Consider the following 15275-nt stretch of genomic DNA (forward strand, 5'->3'; position numbering starts at 1 on the left):
GCAATATCTGCCGCTTTTCGAGAATTGTTATCTTTTGCTATTATCTTCAAAAAATTAGTATTTTTAACTACCTCTCTATTTAGTGCTTTCTGAAGGGAAAAGGGTCATGTCTTTGAGGATCCAGTTGAAGTTTCTCAATAACTTGGCTCAAAAAATAGGGATTTACTATCTGAAGGCGATAAGCCTCTTGCTGAGCACTTCCGCCTCATAAACCGGAGGAATGGCAAAGAAACTAAGGTATACGATATAGATGGACACATCAAAAGTTAGAGGTTATACTATAATTGTCTTAAAACCGCAAGCTGAGAGGACAGTTTCAATGCGGAATAGAAATGTCTCAGCCTGAGCTTGAGAGTTTCATTCAGTTCAGTAATGAGGTAACCATTATTACTCATATCATTTATCCTTCTTTTCCTTTTACTCTTTTTCCTTATTTGGAAACCTACCACCCTTTTTTAGATCGCTCTTTTTTCTGGAGCAAAGGCAGATGGTGGATAGCACTGGGCGAGAGAAAGGTGGAGATAGCTCAAGTAGCAGAAAAGGGAGATGGAAGAAATCCCTTTCTTGAGATAACTGTAGAGAGCGAAGAAACCGTAGAGGAAGTTTCTTCCATATTAGGTGTCAACGAAGACCCTCTTCCTTTTTATCAGTTAGGGGAAAAAGATCCGGTTATGAATGAAATCATAGAAGAATTTTATGGAGCACGGATTCCTCGCTCTCGAAGCTTATTTGAAGCAGCAGTAACTACTATTCTGGAGCAGCAAATTTCTATGAAAGTGGCCTCGGTTTTACGGAAGCGGTTCGTGGAAGAGTGGGGTCGAGGTCCCCTTTACAGAGAAGGAGAGGCGATTTTTGCTTTTCCAGCTTCCCGGGATATAGTTAAAACATCTCCTGAGGAGCTAAGAAAGATAGGAATGTCCGGTGCTAAAGCCCGAGCGATTCACCGATTGACTGAGATGATAGAAGAAAAGGAAATAGACCCGGAATTCTTGAAGACATTACCCTCCTCTCAGGTAGTTGATTTTTTAACTCATCTTCCAGGAATAGGAGCATGGAGCGCTCAGTTTATAGTGGCCCGGTGGATGCCGACTAATGACTGTTTTGCCCCCGGCGACCTGGGCCTGAGAAAGGCGATAGGTTTCTTCTACCAGGGAAGCGAGCATCCAGTCTCTACCGCAGATGCCCAGGAAATACTGAGGCGTTTTTCTCCCTATGAGCGCTGGGCAGGATGGTATCTCCTCATGGCCATAGAAAAAGAGAAAGGTTCTCCTTCCCGAGATAGCTCCTTTCAGATCATAGAAAAAATATGATGAACATATGAAAAGTGGCTTGAAAGATTTATTTCTCCATGCTAAATCTGGGGCAGAAAACTGGGGATGGCGAGTATTTACTGACCTTCTACCGGCATATTTTACCGAGGAACACTTTGAAAATCTTTATCGCCGAAAGCAAGACCCCTGGAATTATGAACACTCTGGCTTTGAGAGAGAAAAATACCTCAAAACTCTCCAGGCGATACCGGGGGAAGTGGAAACTATCTGGGAAATAGGATGTGGCGAGGGAGTTTTTACCCGGCTGCTTCTCGAAGAAGGAAAAAGAGTCGGGGGAGTAGATATTTCCTCTACTGCTCTTTCTCGAGCAAAAGAAAGGTTAAAAGATTTTGGCGATAAGGTATGCCTTCAAAAGCTCGATATTGTAAGAGAAGATATAGAGGGAAATTTTGACCTCATTCTTGCTTCAGAAATCTTATATTACTTAGGAGGAAAAGATATCCTTCAATCTCTGGAGGAAAAGTTTTTCCGTCATCTGCGACCCTATGGTTATCTTCTTCTCTGCCATTTTTATCCCTCGGGGAAAATTATCCACAATTTTTATGAAGAGAATCACCGATTCTACAAGGTGTTTGAAGAAATTACTTACCATCCCCACCGGGACTACATTATTACTCTCCTAAAGAGGAACGGATGACAATGCCATCATTTTTCTAGAATTACCATGCTCCAAGGGAGACGATCAAGTGCTAACTGAGGAGCAGAAGATCCAACGCTTAAAAAGAGAGCATCGGGAAAAGGAAGATGCTCAAAATCGAAGGTAAGGGTAACCACCCCGCTACCCCTCAAAACCACTGGAGAGTTAGAAAAATAATCTCCCTGAAGACGCACTACTTTCTTTCTATCAAAAAGCATATAGCTTTCCTGGAAAGCCACTTCACCCTCACTGTATCCAATGAGATAAAAACGATAGCGTGCCTGAGGCGGAATACCCGAATCATGATGAAGTTTCAAAGAGACAGTGCTTCCTTCAAGCATTACATCTAATCCTCGGATGTCTCCTCCATTAATGATTCTGGGAAGAGTAAATTCCCCCTTTTCATCAGGAATAAAAACACTTTCCCCTTCTCTCAGATAATAGCTATTATCGATAGCATAGACCTCATTAGCTTTTACGAATGCCAGTAAGAATTCCCGAACTGCTTGCTGGCTCCGATATTGGTCAAGAGCTTTCTTTTTGTTGGCAATTTCTGTTTCATCTAATTCAAAGCCAACCCACTGGTGAGTGGACATAAGCTGAGAAGGAGGGGTGAAGCGAAGATGGGGTGTATATCCCCAAAGAGGTGGCCACTTTATCCGACCAAAATGAACCAGATAAAGATAAACTTTAGCGTCATCTATCCAGTCGGAACCTTTTTGACGCAACCGCTCTAATGCTTCTTTTACAAAATTATAAGTTGCCCAGTGGTCAGAATGAAGGTCAGAAGGATGAGGCAGGTAAATAATCTGGGGATGGAAAACCTCTAAAATGCTCTGAATATCCTGAATTACTTGCTCTCCATAATAAGGAGCAGAAAGAGTGTATCCGGATAGATAAGGCGATTTATCAGTTTTAGTATAAGGAGAACGATAGGCTTGGCCATCGCTTCGGTACATCCACCACATTTTTTCCATTCCCCGGTCTGGATAACCCAAAAAAATGACATTTTCCTTTTCCAGACCCAAAATGGCTGTTGCCTCCAGAGCTTCTTTTTGCCGGAGATACCCCAATTCCACTCCTCGGGGCAAATCTTCTGAGAGACCAGTCATTTCGTAATCATTCCCGAAACTATCACCAGAAGTCACAAAAACTACTTTGACTATTTTCCCCTCACTCAGGGATTTCTGGATAGCTCCCCCGCAACTCAGGGTTTCATCATCAGGATGAGGAGCAAAGATAAGAACTCGCTCTGAATCATCAATTAATGGTTCAATAAGCTTGGTATAAACTTTGGAATAAACGTGAAAAAGAGGAGCAAATATCGAGTTAAAAGGAAGAATTTTAATTAGAAAGAAGCAACCGATCAAGATTCCAAGCACAGAGAGGGCAATTTTTGCCCATCGTCCTCTCTGGCTTTTTGCTCTTTTCCTCATAAATTACCAGTGTCAGTGTTTAGCATAGGAAAATTATAACACTTTAAAAAGTGAGATATGGCAAATTATTTGTTAGTATGCAGCTTAAAAAAATGAGCCGCTCTTCAATCTTACAAATAGCCCTCTACACTGCTGGCTCTTTGAGAGCGTATCCTTCCTTCCAGATTTGGCAATAAAATTTATCTAATAGGGTAAAACTTGCTATGAAGGGATACAATCCAAAGGCCGAAATCAGAAGCTAACACAGATAGGCTAAAAGCGTTATTAAAACACAAAAACATCCAACCAACACAAAAAGCGCGGGAATTTCGGCTTTTTAGATTATCTGGGATGTGACTCAATCTTTCCTGAAACTATCAGAGGAGGAAATAGGCTCATGAAAATGAATATCAGGTCTAAACTGACCATCATAAGCTTGATACCACTTGCACTGTTTATACTGTTAATTTTCGCTTACATAACGCCTTCTTTGAGAGACGTAGCCGAGAATGTGATGGAACACAGTTTATTAATGAAGCTGCAAGGCGATATGCATTCGGTGCATTTATTTGCCGAAAAACACTTTGGAGAGATAAAAATGGTGGATGGTGCTCTGGTGGATAAAGACGGCGTACCTCTCGAAGGCAGACACGATATGGTTGATGAGATAACCGATAAACTTGGTGTTGTAGCAACCGTGTTTGTGAGAGAAGGAAATGACTTCAGAAGAATCACCACCAGCATCAAGACTGCAGATGGCAATCGGGCAGTGGGAACCATGCTGGGCACTGATAGCGCAGCATATGAACCAGTAATGGCGAAAAATTTGTATATAGGCAAAGCAGAAATTTTAGGAGCGAACTATTACACTGCCTATGACCCCATCGTGGATAAGGGGGAAGTAGTGGGAATTCTCTTTATCGGTGTACCGACTGACGAGGCAGAAAGTATCGTCTCAAGCGGGATATCCGGTACCTCCCGGATGATAATCATCTTCTCTGTAGCAGCACTGATTGCGAGTATCATTATCATTTTCCTCCTGGGTAGCTCTATTTCCCATCCTGTTCAAGTAGCCACAAAACAAGCTGAGCTTCTGAGAGAAGGAAACCTCTCGGTGGAAATTCCAGCCCACCTTCTGAAGCGCAAAGACGAGCTGGGTCTCTTAGGTAGAGCTTTAAAAAACATGGCTGAGAAATGGCGGGAAGTGGTACAAAATGTCATCGGTGTTTCTTCTAAACTGGCTTCTTCTTCCGGAGAGCTCTCTTCCTCGGTAGAAGAGGTTTCCAAAGCCACTCAGGAGATTGCGAGAACTATGACTCAGGTGGCGGAGGGCTCCGTTCGCCAGGAAGAAGACCTACAACATTTAAGCGGAACTGTAGAGGGAATCAACAAGATGGCTCAAAACATCCGGGAGAAAACCCAGGAAAACGTGGAGCGCCTCGACACAGTGATGAAAGAGCGACTGAACGAAAACGCCACAGCACTAAAGCACATTCAAGAAGAAATTAAAAAAGCAACTCAATCAGGAGCTCAAGCTGGAGAAGAAGCTCAAAAAGGACAAGAACTTCTTGGTCTCCTCATGGAGGGAATCACTGCCATCTCCCGGGTAACCCAGGAAGTAGCAGAAAGTATCGCTGCCTTAGAAGGAAGATCTGAAGAAATCGGCAAAATCGTGGATGTAATTACGGAAATCACCGAACAGACCAATCTCCTGGCTTTAAATGCAGCGATTGAAGCCGCTCGAGCAGGAGAAGCAGGACGGGGATTTGCCGTAGTAGCAAATGAGGTGCGAGATTTAGCTGAAGATTCAGCTCAGGCAGCGCAGCAGATTGCCGGGCTTGTCGGAGAGATTCAAAGAGATACTCAACTGGCAGTCAAAAATATGGAGAGAGCTCAAGAAGAGGTAAAAGAAGGAACCGGTAAAGGGGAAACCGTAGCCCGGAGTTTTTCCCAGATTCTTAAGACCATTCAGGGAGTTGTCGAGAATATCAATCACATTGCCTCTTCTTCTCAGATTCTTGAGAAAGCACAAAGGGACCTTTTATTTACTCAAGAAGAAACCAATATCGCTACCAGTGAAGTGGCTAAAGCAGTAGAAGAAATCAGCTATTCCATTGGAGAAGCAACTGAACGGGTAAACTCTATAGTTGCCGTAGCAGAAGAAAATGCTGCTTCTTCAGAAGAGATTTCCGCTTCTACTGAAGAGCAAAGCGCATCGCTTGAGGAGATTACCTCAGCTGTGGAATCCTTAGCCCAGATGGCGCAAGAACTCCAGATAATGGTGAGCCATTTCCAGGTATGAGAGCCCGACATGAAAAAATGAAAAAAGCCGGTTAGCTCAATTGAATCAGCACCAGCCCATCTCCCATGAAGGAGTCTCCAGAGTCTCTTGGGAAACCTATGGTTCTTATGGAGAATGTTTTCATGCCCTCTAATTATCACCATCTCCGGGAGTTAACCAAGATTTGCGAGAAGAGAAGCCTCATGGGCTGAAAAGATGAAAGAATTACTACTGAGAAAGCTAAAGATAGCAGTAAACATGCTCTGAAGCCAGAGACAATAAGTTCAAGTTCCTATCATCACCACTACGAGAGGTAGACCCGAACGGGGTAAAAAGAAACAGGGTAAGAATATACTTATTACCCAAAAGGCAACCACTATTTCCCCCTTCATTTCGGATTCTGAGTCAAGAGTTTCCAGCTGAGGTCATAGTTTTATAATAAGCCGCTGTAAAGGGATTTTATGCAAGTTAGCGAAAATATTTGTTTGACAAAAGCCAAACAGGGAGTTATAAATTATAAAATATGGTATTATATACACGATATAACATCATAACTGGAAGTAAATGGTGCTTTTTAAATCTGTTTTAGAAAAGGAGGTGACAAAAAGAATAGCAAATCGATTCAGAGGTTTTCTCAGTAAGCCTGACTTATAATTAAAAGAAAGAGGTGATTTTAAGCATGTCGAAAAGAATATCCAAGTTACTGGTGATAAGTGTTATTTGCGTGTTATTTTTAAGCCTTGGTAGCCAGGTTTTTGCTCAAAAACTTCCGGTGGTAGGAATTTCTACTGGTTCGTCAGGAACTTCTTGGCGAGACATCATGATAGCTGCTATGCAGGAAGTCGGCGATGAGTACAAGGCTGCAGGCAAAATTGCTGATTACAAGATAGTAAATAATATTGTCAACGGTGACGCCACAGAGCAGGCTAACATCCTTCGCGATTTTATATCCCAGGGAATGGATATAATTATGGTGAACCCCAACTCTCCCGATGCATTAAATGGAGTAATAAAAGAAGCCCAGGAAGAAGGTATTCTGGTTGTTTCTTTTGATGCCACGGTAACCGCTCCTGATGTTGTCAACATAACCCTGGACCATTATGCCTGGAATAAGAAAAATGTGGAATTCATTGCCTCCACTCTCCAGAAAGGGAACGCCGTTCAAATCTATGGTTTAGAAGGACATCCGGCAAACAATGAACGAATTAGAGCAACCTATGAGGTGCTTGCGAACTACCCTGATATCAAGTTGATTGCTGATACCTCAGGATACTGGGACCAGACCAAGGCTAAAGAAGTAGCCACCCAGATTATCGCTTCTGGCCAACAAATTGACGCGGTAATCACTCAAGATGGTATGGCATTTGGAATTCTTTCTGCCTTCCTAGATGCCAATAAGCTCCCTAAAGTTATGTATGGAGACCCAGGCACTGCTTTCTTTAAAGAATGGAAAAAATTAAGAGACCAGGGAGCCGATTTCAAGGCTTGCACTCAGCCCAATCCTCCCGGAATTGGTGGAACTGCTTTTCGCATAGCTCTGCAGCTTTATAACGGGAAAAATTTCAAGCCGGACATTTTGAAAGATAATACTTTCTATTATCAGGTTAGCATGTTCGTCACCGATGAAAACTTTGATGAGGCGTGGGAACTCCTGAAAGACAAACCAGACGACTATCTGTTAAGCGAAATTATGTCTGAAGAGGAAGTAGCAGCACTATTTGAATAAACGAGACAATTTACTCCTAATTCGAAGGGGTAAAGTGAGCTTCTATCCCTTCGAATTAGGAGTAAAGTAAGGAATCTGTTCAACTTTGTATTTACTATGGCGAGAGCTAACCGGTATGAATAGGAGACCAAAGAATATTAAAATGCAGAGAGACTGCCCTGCCAGCCCGAGGAAAAAGCACAAGTTCCAATGCTTTTTCTCTACTTCTTTTCTAAAATGCCAGGTCCTCTGGCGTGCCACACCCCAGGTGGAATCCACGTGAAAAAAAAGAGACTATCCTCTCAAGCAGGGGAAACAAAAAACGTAGAGAATGGCTAATTTTGGAGAGTGAGGGATAAAGTGTGATAGTCTTAGAAGCGATAGGAATTAAAAAGAATTTTGGAGGAGTAGTTGCTCTATCCAATGCCAATTTGCGCTGTTACCAGGGGAGAATCACCGGTCTTCTGGGAGCCAATGGTTCGGGTAAAAGCACTATGTCCAAAATTATCTGCGGTGTTTATCAAGCCGATGGGGGAGAGATAAAATATAAAGGTAGAACGGTGAGATACCGGAGTCCGAGCGAAGCTCGAAAAGATGGAATTGCCATGGTGTTTCAAAATCTCAGTCTGGTGGCAGATTTGACTGTCTGGCAAAATATCGTCCTGGGAAAAGAAGAAAGCAATGGTATATTTTTAAACAATGATAGTGCCAAAGAATTATCCAGAAAGATATTGGCTCAACTTCTTCCTGACCTAGACATCAACAAAAAAGTTTCCCAATTAAATCCAGGAGAAATGCAGATTGTAGAAATAGCCAAGGCTATTTCTCAAAATCCTCAACTCCTTATCCTAGATGAGCCCACCGCTGCCTTAGAGCAAGCCCAGGTTAAAAATCTTTTTGACTGCATGAGAGCTCTCGCTAAGGAAGGAGTAGCTATGATTTTTACTTCCCATCGCCTCTGGGAAGTAATGGAAATTTGCGACGATGTCACCATTTTCAGAAATGGTGAAAATGTAGCCACTATTGATTTTGAAAAAGATGAAAAAGATCCGGAAAAAATTATAAGCTATATTACTGGAGATACTCAAAAAACAAAAGTGGAGAAGAAGCACGTGGCGGTGACTGATGAAACAATTTTGAGTATAAAAAATTTAAATTATGGCAAGTCCCTGAAAAATGTGTCATTCGACCTGAAAAAAGGAGAAATACTGGGCATAGGAGGGCTTGCAGGACAAGGACAGCTTGAGTTGATGCACGCTTTAGCTGGTGCTTTCCATAGTCTTCATTGCGACGCTGAGCTAAGAGGAAAGAAAATCAAACTAAATAGACCATTAAATGCCATAAAAGAGGGAATAGTGTTTGTCCCCGGAGATAAACAATTGGAAGGTCTTTTTTTGAAGCGCTCGGTATTATTTAATATGATTTTTCCTAAAATGGGTCTTCCTGGTCATCCTTCTTTTATCCCTTATGATGAATATCGGAGGGAATGCGAGGAGATAGTGGAGGTCCTTTCTATAAAAACGCCCACTGTTGATGTACCAGTAGAGAACTTATCAGGCGGAAATCAACAGAAAGTCGTGGTGGGAAAGTGGTTGCCCTTTGACATCAATGTTCTTTTGCTGGCTGATCCAGCAAAGGGGATTGATGTCGGAGCAAAAAGAGACTTGTATCAGTATATCGTGAATCAAGTGCAAGAAAAGAATACGAGTGTCATTCTTTATGCCAGCGATAATGAAGAGCTTGTAGAATACTGTGACAGGGTTCTCATCATGTACGAAGGGCAGATCGTTGCAAGTTTAGAAGGCGGAGATATAAACCAAGACACAATTATCGCCTGTTCTATGCGATTGAGATAAGGTGTGGTGAATAATGAATAAAAACAATCAAAATTCCTCAAGACCTGCTTTATCAAATTATGTTTTTCGTCCTGAATTTTCCAGCTTATTGATATTGATAGTCATGTTTACCATTACTGCCATTTTACAGGAAAATTTCTTTACCCTTAAATCCATAGTCAGAAACATAAACGCCTTTGCTCCATTGATACTTCTAGCGATGGGCGCTGCAGTAGTCATTATATCTGGTGGAATAGACCTTTCTGCTGGGTCGGCACTTTCTCTTTTTACCTGCGTGCTAACGACAGTTATGAAGAAATCTGATCCTATAACTGGAGTCTATGCTATCCTTGTCACTCTTGCCGTAGCAATTTTAGTGGGTGTAGTTAATGGCTTTGGTATTGGCTACTTGAGAATTCCCCCCGTTATTGTTACCTTTGCTACCTCTTACATATGGTTGGGAATTGGCCTTTTCTTGCGACCCACCCCGGGGGGAGAATCGGTTGAGTGGTTCAGGATATTCTATAACCCGGGAATGATAGAAGGAATTCATCCCTATATTAAGCAATTTGGCCGTGTTATCCCTCCTGCTTTGATTTTAATCTTAGCGGCCTGTCTTATATGGTTTATCGTTAGCAAAACCAGGATAGGAAGACATATCTACGCGGTAGGAAGTAATAGCGAGAGCGCTTATGCCAGTGGTATTAATACGGCAAAGGTGCAAATGCAAGCTTGCATTATCAATTCGATATTTATCTTTTTAGCTGCTCTGTTTTTTGTAGGACAAAATCAGTCCGGAGACGCAAGAATGGGTGACCCCCTGACCTTGAGGGCAATAGCCTCAGCAATTGTGGGAGGTGTAGCCATCAGCGGAGGAAAAGGAAGCGTTTATTTCGCCCTGGTAGGAGCTCTAATTCTTAATTTTGTGAACAAAATTATCTTCTTTGCTGATATTTCTACCGCCTACCAGACTCTGGTGTCAGGATTAATTGTGATTATTGCCATTGCTGCTCCCGTAGCCTATACCCTGTATAGTAAAGAATAATTTAAAGGAGAATAACGGTATGAATCTGGGTATATCAATGTTTTTTGAAAGATATAAAAAAATAATCGTGGCTTTTATCTTGATTGTGCTCCTTTTTGCATTGGGTGGAATAATAGTGCCCAACTTCTTGACCGTAGAACAAGTTTTGTTTACCTTAAAGCTGGCTTCATTCACCGCCCTGTTTGCCCTGTGTCAAATGATTGTAATTGCTGCTGGAGGTAGTGGTTTAGACTTATCTGTGGGGTATGCTGCTACTCTTACTGCTGTTCTCACCGCCAGCGTTATGGATGGCCAAAATGCCAATCTGGGAGCTGCTATTTTAATTGCTCTGGCTCTGGGAAGTGCCATAGGTTTAGCCAACGGAGCGCTGGTTTCTTTCCTGGAGCTTCCACCTCTCGTCGTAACCATGGCTATGGCTAACATTCTCCAGGGCATCGTAAACGCTTATACAGCAGGAAGAAATATTACCGGGAGACCTTCACCGATTCTGGCAACTCTCGCTGCCAAATCCACCGGTAAATTTCCTAACATCCTTTTTATCTTATTTACTATCACTGTTTTGGTTATGATTGTGCTTAATAAAACAAAGTGGGGTACGATTCTTTTTGGAGTAGGGTCTAATGAAACAACTGCATACCTGAGCGGTATTAACGTGAAAGCAGTAAGGTGCGTCGTTTTTGTAATTAGTGGAATACTGGCAAGCCTCACAGGGCTGCTATTGATTGGCAACATGGGAATTGCTTTTAAGGATATGGCCTCCAACTACGTTATGCCCAGTATTGCTGCGGTAGTGGTAGGTGGAGTGTCGCTCACCGGCGGAGATGGAAATTACATCGGAGTTATTTTGGGAGCTATCTTTTTACAGGCTTTAACCAACTTATTGATAGCATTTGGTCTGGGAGATGCTGGAAAATGGTTGGCATTTGGTATCGTGCTTTATGTTCTCCTTTCCTTTTATGCCAGCGACCGTCGTAGCCGATAAAATAGAACTATAAGGGGGTAACACCCCCTATGACCACGCAAGAAATCAAAAGCAAAATATAAAACAACAAAGACTACCGAGGGAGAAAAGTATCCCTCAGTGGGGAGTGCTCTTTTGTGAACCCGACTATAGGGGGAAACCAATCCCCTTATAACCCCCAGAAAAAGTGAAAAAAACAAAGACAACTGGAAGAAAAGATTTCCCAGCAAGATGGGAGCGTTTTCCCCCTTACGAACCCCTTTATCCCGACTTTGACACTTCACTTAGCTGAAACCCGCATCAAATCTATATTATTTAAATTAGAATATGTTATTTTGCCACTACACTCACTACCTTAAGTAGTCTACAGAGATAGTTCTTCTTTAGGGGTGATATTTTTAGGGGGTTTAATTTTGAAGAGTTTTAAGATTTTATTACTCAGTTCCGTTCCTTTGATTTTGAGTAAGAACTGTTGATTTTCAATTTCCACTTCAGCAAAATTCAGGGAGTTTAAGACTTCCCGAATTTCCCCTGGAGAAGCTTTCTCTTTCCCGCAAGGAATAGCAATTATAATAGGGTTTGCGGAATACTATAAAAACGCAAAAGATTAAAAATTACGCTGGAGGAAAAACGCTCCAGCGTTGAGGAAAGAAGAAACCTTCCTCAGTAAACCATCTCTAACGTAGACTGAAAAACTAGAACTGACTGGCTATATGTCGGGGGAATTCCCCGACATATCACTTTAATCTCCTTCTTTTATCCTTTTATGCTCTTCCCCTTTTTCCCCAGAAGTGATTAAATTGTATATATATAATAATTTTCTTAAACAGGAGGTAAACGTGTTTATTTTAATTGTTGGAGGAACTGAATTAGGAACTATTCCCGGACTTTCAGCAGCTGGTTCTAACCCAGAAGCGGTGGCATATACTGCTCCAGCTGATGCCGAAGTGCTCTGGAAAGGTAAACCTCAAATAATCGATGCTCTTCCCGTTGACCCGGAGGGACATCCCACCCCCGCTCTCATAAGTAGAGCGGCTTACCTGGAGGCTGGGTTTCCAGTGCTTATAGTGCGAGCAGGAACTCTTCTTCCCCCCACCGTTCCCTATGTGGAAACTGCCGCTTCTCCAGGGAGAGACCCCCGCCGGGGAAAAGCAGTAGAAGAAGCTTTTTCCCTCTGGGAAAAAGGAAAAATGTTAGGAGAAGAACTCTCTAAAACTCAAAACTGCCTGGTGATAGCCGAATCTTTACCCGGAGGAACCACCTCAGCTCTTTGTGTTCTTCGGGCTTTAGGATACAATGGAATGGTCTCCTCGGCCTTTCCTCATAACCCCATTCCCCTTAAAGAGAAAGTGTGGCAAGAGGTTAGCTCTTTTCAAGGTATTAGCTACGGTTCTTTGCAGGGAGCAGGATTAAAAGCAGTGGAGAGCTGTGGAGACCCCATGCAAGCGGTGGCAGGAGGATTGGTAGAAGGAGCTCTACCGGAATGCCAGGTGGTTTTAGCTGGAGGGACTCAAATGTTAGCAGTAAGTGCAGTGCTTCGCCATCAAGGTTATAATCGTCCCCTTTTTGTAGCTACCACCCGCTATGTAGTAGAAGATAAAAGCGCTCACGTCAAGGAGATAGCGCAAGAATTAGGGGTAGAAGTTTACTCTGCTCCTTTAGATTTTTCTCACTCCTCCTTCCCCGGACTTTCTGATTATGAGCGAGGATTCGTAAAAGAGGGAGTAGGAGCAGGAGGAGCAGTATGGTATGCAGAAAAACTGGGTATTCCGGTAAAAACTATTATTTCCCGGGTAGAGGAGCTCTACAAAAATTTTTCTCCTTGAAAATTTGTGATTAATAATTAATGGTAAATCATTAATGAAAGAGCGAAAAATATGGTGGGTTATTTTGCCTCTGTTTGCAGCAGCAGGAATATGGGTGGGGGGGAAATATTCATCATCTCGAGATTTTTACAGTATTTTACTGGAGACCCAGGACCAAATCATAGAATTGAAAGTTACTCCCCGGACAGAAAAAGTTATAACCCTGGAAGGGCCGCTGGGAGAAACGATAGTGAAGATAGAAGGAGGAAAGGTATGGGTTAGCTCCTCTCCCTGCCCGGATCACATTTGCATCGAGATGGGGAAAATTCCCGACAACGGAGGCTTTATCGCTTGCATACCCAATCGGATAATAATCAGAAAAAGGTGAGCTAGAATTTTCCCAGCTCTCCCGCAATGAAGTGATCCAGAACAATGGAAGCTGCTCCCAAAAGTGTGACATCTCTTCCCCATTTAGAATAGCGCAATTGGGGATTTACATATTCTCGGTAGAGCAGTCTTTCTTCCAGTACCTGATTGACCGTTCCAGCAATGAACTCCTGGGCCAGAGCTACTTCTCCTCCTATAACCGCCATCTCCGGGTCATAGAGGTTGATTAAATTTACCATTCCCACTCCCACGTATTGACCCAATTGATTGAGAATCTGCAAGGAAGTGTTATCCCCCATCCTTGCTCCTTCTAAAAGGTGGTGAAATTCTATTCCCCCCTGACGAGAAGAAATATCCCTTAAATAACTACTTTCTCCAAACCAGACAACCTCTTGCGCTTTTTTTAAGACATTGGGAATACTACAATAACTCTCTAAGCAACCGTAATTCCCGCACACACATCGAGGACCAAAAAGATTGACGCTGGTATGCCCTATTTCTCCTCCCTGACGATGATGACCACGATAAATTTTTCCGTCTATGAGAATTCCCGCCCCCACTCCCTCTCCCACCATAAAATAGACCATGTTCTGGGTTTCTCGAGCCTCTCCACTCCAGGTCTCATGCAGGCAGGCTGCATCAGCATCGTGCATCATAAAAATGGGAAGGTCATACTCCCTCAAATAAAATCGAAGATCCAGGGAGCGATGTTTCAAGAAAGTAGGATGAGCTAAAATAGTACAGGACTCAGCATCCACAGGGCCGGGTACACTGATACCGATTCCTAAAATAAGACGGAGAGACTGAGTAGCATACTCCAAAATGTGGATGAACTCCTTCTGAAGTTCTAAAAGAGCTATGTCGGTATTTTCTAATAGGCTGTAAGAAGAATCACAGCGGAAAAGAATGTTGGGACCCAGATCACAAAGGGCAATAGAGAAGCCTCGCCGGCTAAAGTTGATGGCGATGATGTAGAAAGCCTGGTCATTCACGGAAAGAAGAATGGGCTTTCTCCCCGCTTTGGTATCGGAAATACCCACTTCCTGTAAAAGATTGGCCGACAAAAGGTCGTTGACGATGTTCGTAATCGTAGGTTGAGTAAGACCAGTGATGCGTGCTAAATCAATCCGGGATAAAGGCCCTTTTTTCTTCAGTAAACGTAACACCAAAGAGCGATTTTTAACTTTTACGTCGGAGAGATTATCTCCTACCCATAAATTACTCAAGAACTTCCCCTTTAACATCTAATTTTCTTATTCTTAAATATGTTACAGCAATATGGGTCATTTGTCATCAATCTTTCCTTTTTAACTCTTCCATTTTTCTCTACCTGTGACATATGTTTTTATATATAATTCTCTTCATTGCCGTGAAATCCCAAACATATGGAAAGCATCTAAAATTTCTCAACCCATCTTCTTTCGACATACCAAAAGGAACAAAAAACCATATTAAACATTGTTATCCTCAGGGCGTTGCGATAGCTAAAGCAGGCTCTACCGGTGATGCCTGAAATCCTTATCACTCTGAGGCGAGTATTGCCTCCTATATAGAGGTGATAAACACTACGCTTGCAGGAAAGTCAGTATAGCCAGAATTTATAAACACATCCCTTTTCTGAAGACTTTGCTGGAAGACGCTCCCCTGCTTGCAAGCTGAGTGGGGAGCGTCTTTGTTTTATAGCTTCCCGCACATTACACAGACTTATAGATCCTCCGGCTTTATAGAATAGGCCGGCGGCATCTCTGGTGTGAAGGCCATGTATGGTGGCACTGGATAGACGGAGAAACCTCCCTTCGCCGTGAATTCCAGGTTGTCCACGAGCTTATCACGGAAAAGAGCATAAGGTGCTGCATAGACAAGCTCATGGTGC

General features: G+C 42.7%; 11 protein-coding genes. 9 read left to right on the top strand and 2 right to left on the bottom strand.

Annotated elements, in window-relative coordinates:
- The first annotated feature begins 332 nt into the window (after positions 1–332).
- The gene (locus GXZ17_RS06275; RefSeq protein ID WP_409376437.1) at positions 333–1310 is read left to right on the top strand and encodes a DNA-3-methyladenine glycosylase family protein; all 978 of its coding nucleotides are present in this window, start codon (positions 333–335) and stop codon (positions 1308–1310) included.
- 7 nt (positions 1311–1317) lie between these two features.
- Entirely contained in the window at positions 1318–1968 is a 651-nt protein-coding gene (locus GXZ17_RS06280; RefSeq protein ID WP_409376438.1) for a class I SAM-dependent methyltransferase, read from the top strand.
- Between the two features lie 8 nt (positions 1969–1976).
- On the opposite strand, the gene GXZ17_RS06285 is transcribed toward GXZ17_RS06280, so the two are convergent.
- The gene (locus tag GXZ17_RS06285) at positions 1977–3404 is read right to left on the bottom strand and encodes a PIG-L deacetylase family protein (RefSeq protein ID WP_409376439.1); all 1428 of its coding nucleotides are present in this window, start codon (positions 3402–3404) and stop codon (positions 1977–1979) included.
- 376 nt (positions 3405–3780) lie between these two features.
- Here GXZ17_RS06285 and GXZ17_RS06290 point away from each other — a divergent pair, with 376 nt between their 5' ends.
- The 7 genes from GXZ17_RS06290 to GXZ17_RS06320 all read left to right on the top strand — a co-directional run bounded on the left by GXZ17_RS06290 (position 3781) and on the right by GXZ17_RS06320 (position 13403).
- Positions 3781–5685, top strand: coding sequence for a methyl-accepting chemotaxis protein (locus tag GXZ17_RS06290; RefSeq protein WP_409376440.1), 1905 nt, complete (start codon positions 3781–3783; stop codon positions 5683–5685).
- 658 nt (positions 5686–6343) lie between these two features.
- Entirely contained in the window at positions 6344–7390 is a 1047-nt protein-coding gene (locus GXZ17_RS06295) for a substrate-binding domain-containing protein (protein WP_409376441.1), read from the top strand.
- A gap of 341 nt (positions 7391–7731) precedes the next feature.
- On the top strand, positions 7732–9225 hold the full coding sequence (locus tag GXZ17_RS06300; RefSeq protein ID WP_409376442.1) for a sugar ABC transporter ATP-binding protein: 1494 nt from the start codon (positions 7732–7734) through the stop codon (positions 9223–9225).
- 13 nt (positions 9226–9238) lie between these two features.
- Positions 9239–10249, top strand: coding sequence for an ABC transporter permease (locus GXZ17_RS06305; protein ID WP_409376443.1), 1011 nt, complete (start codon positions 9239–9241; stop codon positions 10247–10249).
- Positions 10250–10268: 19 nt separating this feature from the next.
- Positions 10269–11231, top strand: a complete 963-nt coding sequence (locus GXZ17_RS06310; RefSeq protein WP_409376444.1) for an ABC transporter permease — start codon at positions 10269–10271, stop codon at positions 11229–11231.
- A 785-nt stretch (positions 11232–12016) separates the two neighbouring features.
- Complete coding sequence (gene cobT / locus GXZ17_RS06315; RefSeq protein WP_409376447.1) at positions 12017–13036, top strand: nicotinate mononucleotide-dependent phosphoribosyltransferase CobT; 1020 nt, start codon at positions 12017–12019, stop codon at positions 13034–13036.
- Between the two features lie 34 nt (positions 13037–13070).
- A complete protein-coding gene (locus tag GXZ17_RS06320) occupies positions 13071–13403 on the top strand; it encodes a NusG domain II-containing protein (RefSeq protein WP_409376445.1) in 333 nt (110 codons plus the stop codon).
- Between the two features lies 1 nt (position 13404).
- On the opposite strand, the gene GXZ17_RS06325 is transcribed toward GXZ17_RS06320, so the two are convergent.
- Complete coding sequence (locus GXZ17_RS06325; protein WP_409376446.1) at positions 13405–14628, bottom strand: ROK family protein; 1224 nt, start codon at positions 14626–14628, stop codon at positions 13405–13407.
- Between the last annotated feature and the right edge of the window lie 647 nt (positions 14629–15275).

It is taken from the genome of Candidatus Sordicultor fermentans (genome assembly GCF_012728195.1).
GTDB lineage: Bacteria > Atribacterota > Atribacteria > Atribacterales > Caldatribacteriaceae > Sordicultor > Sordicultor fermentans.